This window comes from Tumebacillus algifaecis, assembly GCF_002243515.1.
GTDB lineage: Bacteria > Bacillota > Bacilli > Tumebacillales > Tumebacillaceae > Tumebacillus_A > Tumebacillus_A algifaecis.
Genome location: NZ_CP022657.1, coordinates 557229 through 577183, shown reverse-complemented (window position 1 = coordinate 577183; position 19955 = coordinate 557229). Strand labels below are relative to the sequence as shown.

The window sequence follows — 19955 nt, the reverse complement described above, 5'->3', positions numbered from 1 at the left end:
GGTCCTCCTTTTCTGGCTTGAAGAAAGCCGCATCCTAACGCGAGCACGCTCGGATGCGGCGATAATCAATCGTTTATTCTTCGTCAGTCGGAGCTTCTTCGAGGATGACGTGCGCATTCGTGCCGCCGATCCCAAAGGAACTGACGCCTGCGCGCAATTTTCCATTTTCTGAAGTCCATTTTTTCAGTTTGGTGTTGACGTAAAACGGGCTGTTATCAAAGTCGATCGCCGGGTTCGGTTCATGGAAATGCAAGCTCGGCGGCAGTTCGCGGTTCTTCAGCGCGAGTGCGACTTTGATCAGTCCGGCCACGCCTGCTGCGGCGTCGAGATGACCCATGTTGGTCTTGACCGAGCCCAGACCGCAGTATTGCTTGCGTTCAGTACCTGCTCGGAACGCTTCGGTCAGCGCGGCGACTTCGATCGGGTCGCCGAGGTTGGTGCCAGTGCCGTGCGCCTCGATGTAGGAAATGTCATCTGGCGACAGTCCGGCATTTTCCAGCGCCTTCATGACCACTTCGGTCTGACCTTGCTGGCTTGGCGCGGTGTAGCCGATCTTCAGGTTGCCATCGTTGTTGATCGCCGACCCTTTGAGCACCGCATAGATCGGGTCGCCGTCTCGAACAGCGTCGGAGAGGCGCTTCAGGAAGACGACGCCTACACCACTGCCGACCGCCGTTCCGTTGGCGTCTTTGTCAAAGGCGCGGCAACGACCGTCTGGCGAACTGATGAATCCAGGCTCGTAGATGTAGCCTTTCTTCTGCGGCATCTGGATCGAAACCCCACCTGCCAGCGCATAGTCGGACTGTCCCTGCAACAGGGACTGACAAGCCATGTGCACGGCGACGAGCGATGTCGAGCAGGCCGTGTCGAGGTACATGCTCTCCCCTTTGAGGTTGAGCTTGTACGAGACGCGGGTGGTCATGAACTTCGGCTGCGAAGCCAAGCTCGCTTGGAACAGATCGGCGCGCGAGAACGATTCGACGGAGATATTCGGCGGGATGTACATGTTGCTGCCCGCACCGCCGTAAACGCTAACCGGCTGGTCGATCGTATCGACGTTGTAACCTGCGTTCTCGATCGCTTCCCACGCACATTCGAGGAACAAACGGTGCTGCGGGTCCATCAGCGTCGCTTCCTTCTCCGTGATCTGGAAGAAGTCGGGCTGGAACATGTCGATGTTATCGAGCAGACCTGCGACGCGCACCAATTGTTCGCGAATTTCCGGGTCCATCGTGAACGGCGTCGGTTCGAGCTCCTCGATCGGGAATTCACGCAGCGACTCGTGACCTGTGCGCAGGTTCTCCCAATATTCGTAAGGGTTCTTCGCATCCGGGAAGCGCAGCGCCATGCCGATGATCGCCACCCCTTCCGCTTCGTCCGTCTGCACCTTGGCTCTGCGGCCTGGTGTCGGTTTCTTTTTCTCCTCGGGTTGCGATGCGGCCAGCGCATCTGCCAGCATCTTGACCGTCGGGAATTTGAACAGGTCGGTCAGCGGGATGTCGATGCCGATCTGCTTCAACTCGGTATGCACCTTGGCCAGCAACAACGAGTGGCCACCGATGTCAAAGAAGTTGTCATGGATGCCGATGCTTTGCGGTTCCACTTGCAAGACGCTTGCCCAGATCGTGACGATCGTCTCTTCAAGCGAGGTCGCCGGCGCTTCGTAGGTTTGCTCCGCGTGCGCCGCTTGCTCGGCCAATTTGGCCAGTGCCTTGCGATCCACTTTGCCGTTTGGTGAGAGCGGCATGCTGTCCAGATTGTGGTACGCAGACGGCAGCATGTAGTTAGGCAATTTTTCGGCGAGGAAGGATTTGACGTCTCCCATCTCGGCAGTTGCTGTGGTCGTCGTGTAGTACGCGACGAGAATCTGGTTGCCGTCCGAGTCTTTTTTCGGCAGAACGGCCGCCACTTCGATCGACGGATACTTGATCAGCACGTCTTCGATCTCGCCGATTTCGATCCGGTACCCCCGGATTTTGACCTGTGCGTCGTTGCGTCCGACAAACTCGATCGTGCCGTTCGGCAAGAGGCGCGCCAGATCGCCCGTTTTGTAGAGCAGGGCCCCCGGTTCGTCGCTGAACGGATTCGGGACGAACACTTCCGCCGTTTTCTCCGGCTGATTCAGGTAGCCTTTTGCCAACCCGACGCTTTGGATGCAGATTTCCCCGACGACGTTGACCGGGCAGAGCTTCAGGTTGCGATCCACGATGTAAATCTGCACGTTGGACATCGGTCGTCCGATCGAGATGTTGGCTTGATCGGACGGCAATGCTCCGACGATAGCGTTCGCCGTTGCGGAGACGGTCGCTTCGGTCGGCCCGTAGGCGTTGATGATCGTGATGTCGGTGCCAAATCGGCGATGCCACGCGCGGACGACTTCTCCTTGCAACGCTTCCCCAGCGACGAAGATCGTCTGCAACGATTTCAGTTTTCCGACATGCTCGTCGGTCAGATAGGTGCTGAGCAGTTTGAAGAAGACGGTCGGCAGTTCGGCGATCGTCACGCCGACTGTCGCGATCATGTTCGCAAATTCTTCGTACGACTGACGCGCGCCGCTCGAAGCTACGTGCAGGCGAGCCCCGTTGAGCAGGGCCGGGAAGATCTCTGCAACCGATGCGTCGAAGCTGAGCGATGCAAATTGCAGCACGGTGTCTCGCTCGTTGTAATCGAAATGCTCATGCTTCCACTGTGCCAAGTTCGGCACGCCGACGTGACGCAACATCGTCCCTTTGGGCAACCCGGTCGAGCCGGACGTGAAGATGATGTAGGCGAGATCCTGTGCCGTGTTGATGCTCGCAAGGTCGGAAGTCGAAGTGTCCGCTGGGATCTCTTCGATGAACAGAGTCTGCACATCGCCCGTAGACATCTGCTCGCCAAGGCTGCGCTGGGTCAGGATCAGTTGCGCCGCGCTGTCTTGAAGCATGTAGCCTTTGCGCTCTTCCGGGTAATCCGGATCGATCGGCACGAACGCACCGCCCGCCTTGAGCACGCCGAGCATGGCGATGATCGGTTCGATGCCGCGCTCCATCAGGATGGCGACGTTATCGTTCGCCTTCACCCCCAGGCCGCGCAGGAGATGAGCGACTTGGTTCGAGCGCTCGTTCAGTTCACGGTAGGTAAGCTGTACGCGGTCATCGCTGAGTGCGATCCGTTCCGGCTGACGTGCCACCACTTCATAGAACAGCTCGTGGATCGTGCGGTCGGTCGGTGCCTGCAGCGCCGTGTCGTTCAGCTTCGCATAGACGGCGCGATCTATCTCGCTCAACAGGTCGAGTGAGCCGATCGGGTCGTTGAGAGCGGTCGCGAACGCTTGCAAAGTCTGCACGAGGCTTGCCGCAAAGTGCTGGATCGTCGATTCGCGGAACAGGTCGGTATTGTACTCGAAGCGCACTTGGATGTCCTCGTCGCCTTCGTTCATCGAGACGGTGAGGTCAAATTTACTGACCGTGTGCTCGCTGGCATCGGTCAGCGCCTGCAAGTGCAGACCTTCGCCACCTGCGATGTCTTGCGCTCCGTCCCCTTCTTTGTTGTAGACAAACATGGTCGAGAAGACGGGGGAACGGCTCGTGTCGCGCTCTGGGTTCAATTTTTCAATGAGCAGATCGAACGGGTACGACTCGTGCTGGTAAGCATCGAGGCTTTGCTGCTTGACTTGCCCCAGCAGGTCTTTGAGCGTACCGACCTCGTCGAAACGGACGCGGATGGCGAGCGTGTTGACGAAGAATCCGATCAAAGGCTCCAGCGACTCGACTGTGCGTCCGGCGATCGGCGTACCGACGATGAGGTCGTCTTGGTGCGTCAAGTTGTGCAAGAGCATCGTATAGGCGGACAGCATCAGCATGAAGGAAGAAACGTCCTCTTGCTTGGTCAAGGCGCGAAGCTGTTCGGTCAACTCCTTCGGCACCCGCGTCCACACCGCGTTCCCGCTGTGCGTCATCACGTCCGGACGCGGGAAGTCGGTCGGCAGATCGAGCGTCGGCAACGGTTTGGCGAGCTGTTCCAGCCAGTAGCTCTCACTCTCGCGGAATCGTTCGGTTTCCATCCCCTCCGCTTGCCATTCCGCATAGTCCGTATACTGGATCGAAAGCGGCGCGAGGGACGGTTGCGCTCCTGCGTGCAGGGTGCGATAGAGATCGGAGAATTCGCGCAGGAAGACGCCGCTGCTCCAACCGTCAAAGATGATATGGTGCATGTTGAAGTACAACTGTGCCTCTTGCGCTCCGAGCTTGAAGAGCATGACGCGCATCAATGGCCCGGTGCCAAGATTGAATGGCAGCGCACCGCTCTCGTCGATGCTCGCTTGCACGAACGCTTGCTGCTCGGCCGCGGCACGATCACTCAGGTCTTCGTAGACGAGGCGGAAATCGCTCGTCGGCAGTACAACTTGGCGCGGCAAGCCGTCCACTTCGCGGAACACGGTGCGCAGTGAGTCGTGACGCTCAATCAGGATCTGCAACGCTTGTTCAAACGCTGCGAGATCGAGCGGCCCACTGAGCTTGGCGTGCATCGGCATGTTGTAGACGGTGCTCGTCGGGTTCAATTTGTACAGGAACCACAGGCGGTTTTGCGCATGGGACAGGCGGTAGTGCTCCTGCTCCGGTGCTTTGGCAATCTCGGTGTGCGCAGTGGTCTGACCGGCCGCGAGCTGTCGGTCGATGTGCGCGGCGAGGTCTTGAACGGTCGTGTAGGCAAACAGGTCCTTGAGCTCCATGCTGGTCGCCAGTTCTTTGCGAATGCGGTTGAGCACTTGAATCGCCAAGAGCGAATGGCCACCGAGGTCAAAGAAGTTGTCGGTCGCGCTGACCGCCTCGCGGTTGAGCACCGATGCCCAAATGTCGGCTAACGTCCGCTCAAGCGCTGTGGACGGCTCGACAAACTCGCGCGCCTCTTCAAAGTCATCGCTCGCCGCCAATTGCTCTAGCGCTTTGCGATCGACCTTGCCGTTTGGTGTCAGCGGCATTTCTGGGAGTCGGACGATGCGCGTCGGCACCATGTACTCGGTCAGTTGCTGTCCGATGAACTCTTTGAGCTCAAATTGTTCCAGATCGTCACATTGTGACGTGTAGAAGCCGAACAGCATGTTGTTGCCGTCTGCCGCCTTTTTCACGACGACGATCGCCATCTCCACATCCGGATGTTGCGAGAATACTTCCTCGATCTCACCGAGCTCGATTCGGAACCCGCGCACTTTGACTTGGTTGTCGATGCGGCCGAGGTAATCGATCGTGCCGTCCGCCAGAATGCGCGCCAAGTCGCCCGTCCGGTAGAGTCGGTCGCCAGGCGTGCCTGGCAGGTGATTGGGAATGAACGCCTCTGCCGTTTTTTCCGGCTGGTTGTGATAGCCTTCTGCAAGCTGAACACCGCCGACGAGCAGTTCGCCTTTCACGCCCGTCGGGCAGAGATTGCCGTGACGGTCCACGACATAGCATTGCGTATTGGAAATCGGTCCACCGATATGGACGTAGGCGATCGGGCCTTCGATCAAGAAGGCCGTGACATCGACCGCCGCTTCGGTCGGGCCATAGAGGTTGCCGATGCGCGATCCATTCGGATACATCTCAAACCACTGGTTGACGAGCTTGGTCGGCAACGCTTCCCCGGAGACGATGAAGTTGCGCAGTTTCAACTGCGGACGCTCCGCTTCCGGCAAGCTCTGCAGATAGGCGACAAAGATGCTGAACAGAGCTGGGACGAACTGCATGTACGTGACGTCGTACTCGAGCATCTGCTCGACGAGCAGTTCTGGCGTTGCGTAGACGTTGCGTTGCAAAATCAGCAGTTTTGCGCCGTGGCGCAGCGGCCAGAACAGCTCGATGATCGAGTCGTCGAAGCAGTGCGTCGTCCGCTGAATCATGCAGTCTTCCGGCGTCGCCTCGAACACCGATTGGTGCCAGTGCAGGCGGTTGATGATCGCGCTGTGGCGGATCACGACGCCTTTCGGTTTGCCTGTCGAGCCGGACGTGTAGATCGTATAGGCGATGTCGCTCGGCTCGTTCACCTTTTCTGGCAGGTGCGCAGGATAGGTATCGAGTGCGCTCCAACTGTGCGTCGGAACTCCCTCGCGCACCGGCTCGATGTCACCTTCGACATCCATGTACAGGACGCATTTTAGATCGATGCCTTCTGCGATCTCCTTGATCTGCTCCGTGTACTCCTGTTTGGTGAGCAGGACGTCTGCTCCCGAGTTGGTCATCATGTACTGAACGCGCTGCGCTGGATATTCCGGGTCGATCGGCACGTAAGCGCCACCCGCCTTGAGAATCCCATACATCCCGACGAGCAGTTCGATACTGCGCTCCATCTGGATGCCGACCAGTTGGTTGCGCTGAACACCTTGTGCGCGCAGGAAGTGCGCCAATCGGTTCGAGCGTTCATTCATCTCGCGGTAGGTAAGCGTCCGATCGCCGTCGATCAGGGCGATGCGATCTGGATCAGCCTCCGCCTGCTTAACAAACGCTTCATGCAAAAGTTGATTGAGGTCGAAGTCAACGTCTGTGTTGTTCACGCCCGCCAAAATTTGGTGGTCGCGCTCCGTCATGATGTTGATGTTGTACAGATGTTGTTCGGCGTCATCGAGGACCGCCTTCAGCACCATCTCATATTGCTCGGCCCAGTTGCGCACCGTTTCTTCGCGCAACAGTCCGGTGTTGTATTCATAGGTCAGGTCGAGACCGTGCTCATGTTCTACCACGACCAGTTCCATGTCGAACTTGCTGGTGCCGCGTTCGAATTCATCGATCGCAACGTCGAGGCCCGGGAACTGCAAGTCGAGCGGCGCGTTGTGCAGGGTGAACATCGCCGAGAAGATCGGCGAGCGGCTCCGGTCGCGCTCCGGGTTGATCTTTTCGGTCAGCAGGTCGAACGGATAGGACTGGTGCTCAAACGCTTCGAGGCTGCGCTGCTTGACTTGTTGCAACAGCTCGTGGAAGTTGCTCATCCCCTCGAATCGAGTGCGGATCGCCAGCGTGTTGACAAAGTAGCCGATCAACGATTCGAGCGTGGAATTGGTGCGTCCCGCAATCGGTGTGCCGACGATGATGTCATCGTCACCTGTGAGACGGTGCAACAACAAGTTGTAAGCGGCCAACAGCACCATGAACAAACTGGTGTCTTCACGCTCGGCAAGCGCATGGGTGCGCTTGAGCAGGTCAGCATCGAGCTGCCAGCGCAGCGAACGACCTTCATAGGTCTGCAAAGCGGGACGCTCCGAATCGAGCGGCAGTTCCAGCACGGGCAACGGCTTGGCCAGCGTTTGCAGCCAGTATTGCTCCTCGCTGTCCAAAGCTCCCGATTCCAACTGCTCGTTCTGCCACGCGGCATAGCTGACATATTGGATCGGCAATGCTTCTTTCTCGATGTTCTGTCCGGTCGAGAGCGCCGCGTAGAACTCAGCGAACTCGCGGACGAAGACGCCCATACTCCAACCGTCCGAGATGATGTGGTGCATGTTCAGGTAGAAACGATACTCCTCATCTGCCACTTGGAACAGCATCGCGCGCAGAAGCGGACCTTGCGTCAGATCGAACGGTGTTAACGCATCTTCAGACATTGCGGCTTCCAACTTGTGAGTACGCTCCGAATCTTCCAGCTCCCGCAGGTCGAAGAAGGGGAGCGCGAAGTCGATCGTGTCGCGGATCACCTGTCTCGCCAGATCTTCGTGCTCGACGAAGACGGTGCGCAGGGTCGCGTGGCGCTCGATCATCAGTTGCAGCGCTTGTTCGAACGCTTGGCGGTTGACTGCGCCCTTCATTGTGACGCTCTGCGGAATGCTGTAGGCCACGTTTTCCGGCTCCAGTCGATACAGGAACCAGGTGCGTTGCTGCACGCGCGAGAGTTCATAGGACGCTTGTGCCGGAAGCGGTCGGATCGTCGCTTCCGCTTCGGTCTCACCCGCAGAAAGCAGGCTGTCGATGCAAGCGGCCAGTTCCTGCACGGTCGGGTAGGCGAAGAGATCCTTCAGTTTGACATTAGCGTGCGTCGCTTCTTTGATGCGGGCGAGCACCTGCATCGCGAGGAGCGAGTGGCCCCCGATGCCAAAGAAGTTGTCGGCGCGACCGATCTGCTCGACGCCCAAAACGGTAGACCAGATCGCGGCCAGCTGTTGCTCGGTCGCGGTGACCGGGGCGACATAGGCTTGGCTCACCAGTTGCTTGCTTGCGACACTCGTTTCACGCAACGCTTTGCGGTCGATCTTTCCGTTCGGATTCAACGGCATTTTCTCAAGCCAGTTGATCTGAGACGGAACCATATACTCCGGCAGTTTGCGCTTCAGGTAGGTCTGAATCTCGTCGAGACTCAGGTTGTCATCCCCCGTGAAGCAAGCGATGACTTGGTGGTCACCGTCCGCGTTTTCACGCGCTACGACCGCCACTTCCTGCATGCCTTGGAACGTGCTGAGCGCCGCTTCGATCTCGCTCAGTTCGACGCGGAAACCGCGCACCTTGATCTGGAAGTCCTTACGGCCAACATATTGGACCCTTCCGTCCGCCAAGTAGCGGCCAAGGTCGCCCGTGCGATAGACGAGTACCGGGTCGAGCGGATCGAGCGGATTTTTGACAAACACTTCTGCCGTCAATTCCGGGTTCTTAAAGTATCCGAGCGACAGGTACGGGGTACGGATGTAGATTTCACCGATCTCACCGACTGCGCACAGCGCTTGCTCTTGATTGAGCAGCAGTGCGGTCGCCGCCTCGATCCCTTTGCCGATCGGGATCACTTTGCCTTCTGTCGGCAGTTCGTTTACGACATTGAACAGCTTGACCATCGTCGTCTCGGTCGGGCCGTAGAAGTTGACAAGTTGGATGCGCTCGCCAAAGATGTCTCGCCATTGCTTTACATATTTGACCTCAAGCGCCTCACCGCCGAGGAAAATGTAGCGCAGGTGCGGGAAAAGCTCGGCGCGGCGCGCAGGATCGAGATGTTGCGCCTCCGCGAGAATCTGGCGGAACAAGCTCGGCACGCAGTGAATGACGGAGATGTCCTGATTCATCAGCCACTTCACCATATCTTCGCGGTCGAGAATCGTCTCTTGATCTGGCAGGCAGACGGTGCCTCCCGAGCACAGCGGTACGAAAATGTCGCGCAGAGCCGGGTCGAAGGTCAGCGCCGCAAACTGACTGACGCGATCACCAGCTCCGATGGCAAACGTCTCGATCTCCCAACGGACAAATTGCACGAGACTGCGGTGGCGACCCATGACCCCTTTTGGTCGTCCCGTTGAACCAGACGTGTAATAGATGTAGTTATTGTCATCCGGATCGCTGATCAGCTCAGGATTGCGGGTCGCAAAACTTTCAATTTCCGCAAAGGCGTGTGCCGTCCACTCCCCCGCGACCGGACGATCGACGAAGAGCAGATGCTGGGAATCGGCCGCACCCACCGCCGTCAATAGATCGGACAGCTTGGGCGCATAGGACGCTTGGCTGATGATCCACGTCGGTTCCACTTCGGAGAGGATCATCTCCAGACGCTCGAGTGGATAGTTCGGGTCGAGCGGCACGAAGGCGGCACCTGATTTGAGAATCCCGAGGATCGATTCGAGCATGGCGACACTGCGGTTCACCATGATCGCCACGCGCTGCCCGCGACCGATGCCCTTGTCACGGAGATAGTGGGCCAGTTGGTTCGCCCGCTCGTTCAGTTCGCGGTACGTCACCTGACGTTCGTGATGCGAGATCGCAGTCAGATCGGGGGTCTGTTCCGCTTGCAATTCGAAGACGCGGTGAATGAACGGAACTTCGACGAGCGCCGAAGTGGTCACCCGCTCCTCTTCACTTGGCAAAATGTTCAATTCGCGCAACATCGCGCGCTGTTTGACCGTGTGCAGATTGACCGCATAGAGGTTGCTGTCAACGTTCACACTCACTTCAGCGAGGATGTTCTGGAACTGCTCTGCCATCGACTCGATCGTTTCCAGCTTGAACAGATCGGTGCCGTAGACGAAGGTGAGCTCAAGCCCAGCTTGGTTCTCCATCGCATAGACGGTCAGATCGAACTTGCTGGTGCTGCGCTTTTCCTCTTCCAATGACACTTCAAGGTCGGAGAAGTGCAGTTCGAACGGCATGTTTTGCAGGACGAACATGGTCGAGAAGATCGCCGAACGGCTCATGTCGCGTTCCGGATTGACTTTTTCCACGAGCAGGTCGAACGGATACGCTTGATGCTCATACGCTTCCAGCGTGCGCTCCTTGATCTGGCTGAGCAAATCGCGGAACGTCGCCACGCCATCAAATTTGGTACGGATCGACAACGTGTTCAAGAAACAGCCGATCAGCGATTCGAGCGTATCGCTGGTCCGACCCGCCACCGGGGTGCCCACGATGATGTCCTGATCACCAGACAGACGGTGCAGCATCAGGACGTACGACGACAACAGCACCATGAACGGGGTCGCATCGAGCTTGTTCGCAAGTTCTGTGACCTGCGCATACAGCGCCTTGTCGATCTGCCAACGGGACTCGCTACCACGCAGCGATTGGCGTTCCGGACGCGTGAAGTCGGTCGGCAGGTTGAGCACCGGCAACGGCTTGCTGAGCGTGTTCAGCCAGTAGTGCTCCTGCTCATCAAATTGGCCGGACTGCAATTGGTCATTCTGCCAAGCGGCATAATCGACATATTGAATGTCGAGCGGTGCGAGTTCCGCATCCTTCCCATGCGAGAGCGCATAGTACAGATCGGAAATCTCTTTGGCAAAAATTCCGGTACTCCAACCGTCAGACGTAATGTGGTGCATGTTCAGATAGAAATGGTGTTCCTGCTCGCCTACCTTGATCATCATCGTGCGCAACAGCGGCGCTTGCGCAAGATCGAAGGCGTGCTGACGATCTGCCCCGATCATCGCTTCGAGTTGCTCCAGACGCTGTGTTTCCTCGAGCTCGGTCAGATCATAGAAGGGCAGTGTGACCGACACATCGTCCTGCACAACCTGTAGCGGAATGCCATCTCGCTCGATAAAGCGGGTGCGCAAGATCGCGTGTCGCTCCACCGTCTTTTGCAACGCCGCTTCGAAAGCGGCGATGTCCATCGGCCCTTTGAAGATCATCGTGCCGGACATGTTGTAGAACGTGCTCTCCGGCTCGAGCTTGTACAGGAACCAGAGTCGCTTTTGTTCGTTCGAAAGCTCGTACGCCTCTTGCTTGCCGATCGCTACGATCTCCTGCATCGAAGCGACCGCACTTCCTGTGAGCAGTTGATCGAGATGGGCCGCAAATTCGCGCAAGGTCGGGTGATCGAACAGGTCGCGCACGACAACTTGCAAGCCATATTGCTTCTTGATGCGCGAGACGATGCGGGTGACCATCAGCGAGTGCCCGCCCAGATCGAAGAAGTTGTGCGTCAGCCCGACGCGGTCGATCTGCAAGATTTCCGCCCACAGGTTGGCCGTCCAGATTTCGGTCGCCGTTTGCGGTGCGATGTAGTCGTCGAGCAGTTCCAGACGATCGACATCGCTTACGCTCGGCAAGCTCTTGCGGTCGATCTTGCCGTTTGGCGACAACGGCATCTTGTCCATGCGCACAAAATAGGACGGAACCATATAGGCAGGCAGTTTTTTCTGCAGATGGTTGCGCAAGTCGCTGGCGGTCAGTTCATCATGGCGCGATGTGAAGTAAGCGGCCAGTTGCTTGTCTCCGCTTGCGCTCGCAATGGCGATGACTGCCGCCTCGCCCACCTGTTCATGCAGGCCGAGCGCCTCTTCGACTTCACCGAGCTCGATGCGGAAACCGCGCACCTTGACCTGATTGTCGATCCGGCCCAGGTATTCGATCGTGCCGTCTGCAAGCAAGCGCGCCAAGTCGCCAGAGCGGTAGAGACGGTCGCCCGGCGTGCCCGGCAGATGGTTTGGAATGAAGACTTCTGCCGTTTTCTCCGGCAGGTTGTGGTAGCCTTCTGCGACTTGAATGCCGCCGATGACCAGTTCGCCTGCAACGCCGACGGGACAGATGCGTCCTGTCTCGTCGAGGATGTAGATCTGGACGTTTGCGATCGGCTTGCCGAGCACGATGCGCTCCTGCTTGCCTTCAAAAACGGACGTGATTACGCCGATCGTCGCTTCGGTCGGGCCGTATTCATGAGCGATCTTCGAAGCGTCCGCACCCAGCAGTTCGAACCAGCGGTTGACCGTGCGAACGGGCAGCGCTTCACCGCCCGGCATGACCCAGCGCAGGTGCGGCAGGGCGCGTTCATGCTCCTCCATCGCTTCGAGCGCATAGACGAATTCGGTCAACAAGGACGGCACGAGGATGCTGAACGAGACCCGATGCGCTTGGAAGCTCTGGTGCAGTCGATACGGATCTTTGGCCACTTCGTTCGGAATGATCACCGCGCTTGCACCGCAGAACTGCGGCAGGATGATCTCGTAGATCGATGGGTCAAAACAGATCGAGGTCTTCTGCGCGATGACGTCCGACTTCCCGAACCCAAGCATCGACCCGGTGTAATACAGGCTGTTCAAAAGCGAGCGGTGTGCCACTTTGACACCTTTCGGATTTCCGGTGGACCCGGAGGTGTAGATCATGTACGCCAGATCGCTCGGGTCGTTGATCCATGCTGGCATCTGCTCACTGTAGGCGGCGATGTCGCTCCAAGTGCGGACGATTTGGCCAGCCACCGCATCAAAGATCGCCTCTTCGCGATCCAAAACGACGATGCTCGCCAGACTTCCACGTTCCTTGAGACCGTTCAAGATACTCAGGCACTGTTCCTTGATCAGCACCACCGAGGCGGACGAGTCGGCCAGCATGTACTCGATGCGCCATTCCGGATAGTCCGGATCGATCGGTACATAGGCTGCTCCAGCCTTGAGAATCGCGTAGATCCCGACATACACTTCCGCGCTGCGCTCCATCAGAACGCCAACGAGCTGGTTTCGGCTCACCCCTTGTTCGCGCAGGTAGTGGGCCAGTCGGTTCGAACGTTCGTGCAGTTCGCCGTACGTCATCGTCCGCTCACCGTCGATCACCGCGACGCGTTCCGGCTCCGCTTCCGCCACTTGAACGAACGATTCGAGCACCGTCCGCTCCATGTCGTAGTCCACAAACGTATCATTGCTCGCTTGGTAGACGGCGAGGTCAGCGTCGGTGAGCAGATCGAAGGCTTGAATCTCAGCCTGTAGATTGTCGGCCACCGTTGCTACCACTTGAGCATACTGAGCCGCGAAGCGCTCCACCGACTCGCGCTTGAACAGATCGGTGTTGTACTCGATGGTCAGGACCAGCCGTTCGTCGTACTCCTTCAAAAGCCACGCCTGATCGACGAGACTGGTGTGCTTCGTCATCTCCGCATACTCGACTTTCAGATTGGACAGTTTGACGCTTGGCACCGGCTGCATATTGAAAACGGACGAGAACAGGATCGGACGACCGAGCTCTCGGTTCGGGTTGAGTTTCTCGACCAGTAGGTCAAACGGATAGCCCTGATAGTTCAGCGCTTCGAGCACGCGAGTTTTCACCTGTTGCAACAGGTCGCTAAAGCTGTTGATACCAGCAAACGAGACGCGGATCGGCATCACATTGACAAAGTTGCCGATCAGGTTTTCCACTTCCGGTGTGGTGCGGCCGCTGAGCGGCGCCCCGATGATGATGTCCTCTTCCTGCGTCAGACGGTGCAGGAACGTGAAGTACGCCGCCAGCATCAGCATGTTCAGCGAAACTTTGTGCTGCTTGCACAGCGCGCGCAGTTGATCGATCCGTTCTGCGCTGAACGGGAAATGGGCGACTGCGCCGCGATAGTGCTGCACCTCAGGGCGCAGATGATCGCTCGGCAGATCGACAGACGGCAACGGTTTGACCAGACGGTTCAGCCAATACGCTTCCAGCTCTGCGCCCTTCGCCTCTTGCAAAATGCGGTTTTGCCAAGCGGCAAAATCGACAAACTGCACGGGAAGTTGCGGCAGATCTGCCGTCTTGCCCTCGACACTCGCACTGTAAAGAGCGGACACTTCTTGGAAGAGCACGCTGAAACTCATTCCGTCGAGGACGATATGATGGCCGACGATGTGGAAATGATAGTCGGTCGCCCCCAACTTGTGCAGTTGATAGCGAACCAACGGTCCGTTCTGCAGATCAAACGGCTTGCACACCTCCTCGTCAACAGCGTGTGCCAACTGCGCCTGCTGTGCTTCCGGAGCCAAAGAGCTCAAGTCGTATACGGGTAGCAAGACTGCGCTGTCTGCAAGCACAACTTGCTTGGGCACACCGTCTTGTTCGATGAAGACGGTACGCAGTGCTTGATGGCGCGCCGTGACGGTGTGCAGGGCCTGTTCGAGCGCAGCCAAGTTCACGTCGCCATGCATGTGGAACGCGAAATGCTCATTGTAGACCGTCTGGGCCGGATTCATTTGCTGATCGAACCAGAGACCATTTTGTGCGCGGGCCAGATCGTAGTCGTCCTGCTCGGTCAGCGGTGTCACTAGGAGTCGGTCGCGTGTGCTGGTGGCGGCAACTTCGAAGCGCCCACCGATTTCCGTTTTCAAATGCTCGATATAAGCGGCCAACTGTGCGATGGTCTGGTACTCGAAAAGTTGAGTCAAGTCGAAACCTTCATAGCCAAACCACGATTCAAGTTCGCGTAGCAGTTGGATCGCCGAAAGCGAGTTGCCGCCCAGCTCCATAAAGTGATCGTGGATGCTGATCTGCTCCGCGGGACGATTTAAGAGACGCGCCCAGATGTCATGCAAATTGCGCTCCGTCTCGGTCTGCGGCAGAACGATGTCGATGCGCGTTTCCGCTTGCAGAGCGAGCAGTTGGTCGATCTCTTGCAATAGGCTGTCGAAAGCACCCTGCTGATATTGTTCGCGCATTTTGAAGCGCGCCAATTTGCCGCTGGTCGTCTTCGGCACGGCTGGAACTGGGATCGCCGCATGGATCTCAAAGCCGAGTTCGCTGTTGATCGTCGTTTTGATCGCTTGGTGGAGCGCGAGAAAATCTTGCAATTTTCGCTTAAATTTGACGAAGATAAGGACTTGTTCACGCCCGGTCGCCGGATCGGTCAAACCGCAAGCGATCGCACCGCCCAGTTCGGCATCGGTGCGGCGCGTCACGAGGCTTTCAATGTCATGGGCGTAGAAATTTTGACCGTTGATGAAAATGATGTCCTTGTTCCGGCCTGTGATGGTCAGACGACCGTCCTTAATAAACCCGAGGTCACCTGTGCGCAAGTACCCGTCAGCAAACAACGTTGCGTTGACCTCTGGGAGCTTGTAGTACCCTTGGGTGACGTTCGGTCCCTTCATCTGAATGTGACCGACATGGCCCTCGGGCAGCACTTGGTCGGCATCATCGACGATGCGCAGGCTCATCCCGACGACCGGATAACCTTCGTCGGCGATCAGCAAGCGTTTAGCGTCCTCCGATTCCACCGCCTGCACGATGCCAGACGTCGTAAACGTCTCCTGATCGACTTCGTGCACCAGCGGGTCGCTGTGCTTGGGCGGGATGGTGACACCTACGCATCCTTCCGCCATGCCGTAGACATAGTACATCGCTTGACGACGGAAGCCGCATGGCGCAAAGCGCTGCATGAACTGCTCAGCCGTCGTGATCGAGATCGGTTCTGCACCGTTGTAAAGGATGCGCAACGAAGACAGGTCGATCTCCTTGAGATCCCGGTCTTTGATCTTCGAAGTCATCCACTCCAGACCAAAGTTCGGGCTGCCCGTGACGGTGCCGCCGTGTTCGGTGATTTTTTTCAACAGCAAATCCGGCTTGCGAATGAACGTTTCCGGCGACATTTTGCACTGGTTGATCCGAATGAACAAAGGCACCAAATGCAGGCCGATCAAGCCCATGTCATGGAAATAGGGCATCCAACTGACGTAGGTGTCGCGCTCGTCGATCCCCGTGCCTTCCGCGATCTGCCAGACATTGCACACCAAGTTCTCATGCGTCAGTTGCACACCTTTTGGCGTGCCGGTACTGCCGGAAGAGAACTGGATGAAGGCAAGGTCGCTTTGCTTCGGCTGGTAGTGCGCGCGATCGGCCTCATTTGCGAGCAGATCGTCTGCCGTGACCGTGCGGAGTTCGGCAAAAACGTCCGTTTCCTTCAGTTTGTCGTATTTGTCAGCTAAATGGCTTTCGACGACCAGAAGTGGCCGATCGAGCAGTTCCCAGACGTTTTTCGTCTTGCGAAAATCTTCGGCGTCAGGAGTAAAAGCGGCCGGCACGTGCAACGGCACGGCCACCATACCGCCGAGCAAGCAACCCCAGAAAACGGCGAGGAAAGCACGCGAATCGTTCAATTCGATCATGACCTTGTCCCCGGCTTGCCCCCCGTGCGCACGCAACCCAGCTAAGACTTGCTCCGCTTCCTGGAGCAAGTCAGCATAGGATTGGAACGATTCGGAACCGTCCGCTTTGATATGAAAGACCCCTTTGTTCGGCGTCAGGGCAGCACTCTGTTGCACCGCTTCAACCAGCGTGCTTGGAAAACCATCAGCAACTGCATACTCGCGACCGTGACTGATCGCCAAGCGTTGATTCTGTGTCATCATGTATCCCCCCACTGCATTTCTAATCAAAGTTATATAAAGCCGAAATATACAAGCTGCGACCGCATTAGACGGCCGCCGGACGGTTGGTAGAATCTTGATCGCTACCTGACGCCTGCTTCGCTCCCCAGATCAAGCGTTGGAGCAGAATCCCGAACAGACCGATCGCACCGACCACATAACCGGCGACGATAAACGCATCGAAAACGCCCAGTGCGGTCACCAACCAACTGCCGCCAAGCGGCCCGACCACGACCACAACGCTAGTCAGCGAGTTGGTGATCCCCGTCACGCGCCCCATCGCTTCCTTGGGCGTTTCAACCTGCCGCAGATAGTTGTAGGCCATGAATGCAACCCCTGCACCCATGCCGCCGATAAAGGAAGGCACGAGCAACCAAGCGATCGAACTTCCCGCTTCATAAGAGCCCATGAAGTAGAAGGCGATCCCGATCAGCACGCTCGCCCCGCCAAACAGCCAGCCATAGCTGATCCCCGTGCGCTTCAAAATGCCAAATGTCGCACCGACCAACAACGTGCCGACAGCGACCGTCGCGATCATATAGCCGAGCAATTCGGTGCGCGATGCGTCAATTTCACGCAACAGAACGCCGAGCTGCGCATCCACGATCTGCAAACCTGCGAAACCGATCAAGAAGAAAACGGTACTGGAGAACAAGAGGCGATTGGTCAACACGACCGACCAGCCTTCCTTCCAAGAAGCGGCGAAGCTTTGCTTCTCTTTGTCCTGCTCCGTCTCGTCCTGCTGTTCCTTGACCTTGCCTACCGTCAGCAGCAAAATGGCCGAAATGCCATAGCTGACCGCATTGACGATCAAGCAGAGCTCAATCGAACCGAACGCGATCAACGCCGCGCCAGCCAGAGGTCCGAACACTTTGGCCAACTGGAAGACGACACCAATCAGTGTGCTAGCTTGTAGCAGGTGTTCCTTGTCCACCACGTGGCGGACGAGCGCTTGCTGAGCAGGTGCGTGAAACGTACCTGCGGCGGCGCGGAAAAACAGCAGTGGCAACACCCACCAGGTGCTCGGTGCAAAAATGAGCATTACGGTAAAGATGGCGCGGATGACGTCGGTGATGATCATCAGATTGACCTTGTTCCAACGGTCCACAAACACCCCAGCGATCTGCCCCAAGAAAATGCTCGGAATTGCGTACATCAAAGGAATGAGCGAAACGTAAAGCGGCTCCACTTTCCACACAAAACTGAACAAAGTCATGATGGCAATCATGTCAAACCAATCTCCGACGCTGGAGAGGGTGTAAGAAACGAACATCTTGTTAAAAATCTTGTTGCTCCAGAGTGAGCTCTTCTGTTTGCTTGATGAATCCATCTTGCTGCCTCCTTTATTTACTATGAGGTTACATAGTTAAAAATGGATTAGTTTGCAAAAACTTACCATTGACAATTCTATCATGTTCAATAAGGGAATAACAGGCCTTTTTATAAATCAGCTGAAAAAGAACTAATATAAAAATAAAATTTCTATAGATGCTCACTTGATAGAAACACTTTCCAATCTTTAACGCAACAATGTTATGACAAATTACAACTCATGATGTTGATGTAAAATTTAACCACTGATAGCAAATGGATGGACAATCTGAGTTACGACCGACCGATTCAAAGGGATACGGTGCTCCATGCACGGAGTCAGAGTTCCAGTCTTCCTATAGAAAAACGGAGTCGGACCGATACAGCGTCCAACTCCGTTTTTGTCGTTAAAATGCTTCCTCCCACCCAGAACGGCATGCGAGGTCGATGGTACCGAACCGGGTCATCGCCCATACCCTATAACAAAAACGAAAGGGGCCCCACGCATGTCAATTGGCAAAGATGATGCTGTACATGGCCGGGTCATCGGACATACGCATGGTTCGGTAGATTATACAGGATTGGCGGATGGGCACGTCCATCAGTGTTTAGATGTGACGCACCCGGCGCTCCCAACGCCAGATGGTAGTCATGTGCATTACACGGAGGGGTATGTGGTGTTCGAAGATGGCCATACTCATCATTACCGTGCGTACTCCAGCACGGCCATTCCGGTTGGGAATGGCAGACATGTACATTATTACGATTTCTATACGACGGAAGATGACGGTCATCGCCATCATGTTCAAGGTGTGGATATGCCTGCTCCAGGCGACAGATAGCGCCTCATCGTCCGCTCGTGTTTTCCACTGCCAGCCTGTCATTCTGTCACGTCCTCGAATGGCTGCTACCTGTGTTGCTCGTTCCAGAGCGTTCCGATTGACTGCTTATTTTGCTGCTTCAATCGCTTCGATCAGCGTCTGTTCAACGCCCTGAGCGATCCTCTCCAGCGCAGGGTCTTGCAACACGCCCATCAGGGAAGTTGGTTTTGGCAAACCGATTTTCGTGGTGCCGCCCTCCTGATAGATGACGATCTTACACGGCAGGAAGTAGCCCACAAGCAGATTCTGCTCCAAAACGCGCTTGGCCTCCACTGGATTGCATACTTCGAGGACTCGGAAGGGCGTGGTGAATTCCACGCCTTTTTCCTGAAGTTTGGCTGGCAAATCTAGTTGCCAAAGAACACCGAATTTGTGGTTTTTCAAACTAGCTTCGATTGCTTGTACCGCTTCGTCCACTGTTTTCGTTGTTTCTACCGTGTAGTGAAACATCGAGCAGCCCTCCTCATGGAATGAATGCGAAATTACGCTTTTCACGTAGAAGCGGAACAACCTGCTGTCCGCTTCCACGTTGACAAGTTCGCCGTTCTTTTACTTGACCCACGCTTGGAAGTCATAAATCGTACCTTTATCTGTCATTTCCAGTATCATCACTTGACCCGTTTGCAGGGCGTGGATGCCTCTCTTCGCTTTTCAATCGGCATCAGGCTAGTCCGTCTTGTTGCATCTACAATCAAATCAAAGTTCATTTTTTTGTTCCCTCTCGCTAGCGTTTTTATGTGCCACGATCTGAATGACATGCGAGAAACTGTTGAGCAATTTCCCTTCATGCCGCTCGACAGCTCCCCGGAACAGATGAATGATCTTACCATTAACACCGCCTCGAAAGACAGGATTTAATCAGCGTAATGTAGAGAACGAAGCAGTGCTTAGTTTGACAACACACGATGGTGTGGACAAACGCCAGAAGCCTGAGCACAAACGAACGTTATGACCAGTAACAGGGCATCCGCGCGTCGCCATTTGTTTGTCAAATTGTTGACCAAGCAGTAGACCCGCTTCGTCTGTAAAACCGGTCCTCAGCCCGTCCCAACCGTTATCTTAGCCGAGCACGAGGTTGGTGTTCTCCACCCACACGACTCCGTTACTCGCGTGTATGAAGAAAGAGGTCACCCCTGTAAGCGACCTCTTTCTTCATCGTCTTGGTGCTATCTCGTTAACAAAAAACCCTTGCTCCACCATGAATTTCGATACTCAATTTTCAACCCTTCCAGATAAGGCGTTAGCGCAGCAAGAAACAC

Annotated in this window: 4 protein-coding genes; 1 reads left to right on the top strand and 3 read right to left on the bottom strand. The window is 56.3% G+C overall.

Translation table 11 applies throughout. The features are described 5' to 3' along the window. Positions 1-73: 73 nt before the first annotated feature. Together CIG75_RS02685 and CIG75_RS02680 are read right to left on the bottom strand one after the other, a co-directional pair. On the bottom strand, positions 74-16486 hold the full coding sequence (locus CIG75_RS02685) for a non-ribosomal peptide synthetase (protein WP_094235253.1): 16413 nt from the start codon (positions 16484-16486) through the stop codon (positions 74-76). 64 nt (positions 16487-16550) lie between these two features. Next, positions 16551-17834, bottom strand: coding sequence for an MFS transporter (locus tag CIG75_RS02680; protein ID WP_094235252.1), 1284 nt, complete (start codon positions 17832-17834; stop codon positions 16551-16553). Between the two features lie 487 nt (positions 17835-18321). Here CIG75_RS02680 and CIG75_RS02675 point away from each other — a divergent pair, with 487 nt between their 5' ends. Further along, positions 18322-18657, top strand: coding sequence for a YmaF family protein (locus tag CIG75_RS02675; RefSeq protein ID WP_094235251.1), 336 nt, complete (start codon positions 18322-18324; stop codon positions 18655-18657). 105 nt (positions 18658-18762) lie between these two features. Here CIG75_RS02675 and CIG75_RS02670 read toward each other — a convergent pair whose 3' ends face one another. Beyond that, on the bottom strand, positions 18763-19146 hold the full coding sequence (locus tag CIG75_RS02670) for a DUF302 domain-containing protein (protein ID WP_094238309.1): 384 nt from the start codon (positions 19144-19146) through the stop codon (positions 18763-18765). Between the last annotated feature and the right edge of the window lie 809 nt (positions 19147-19955).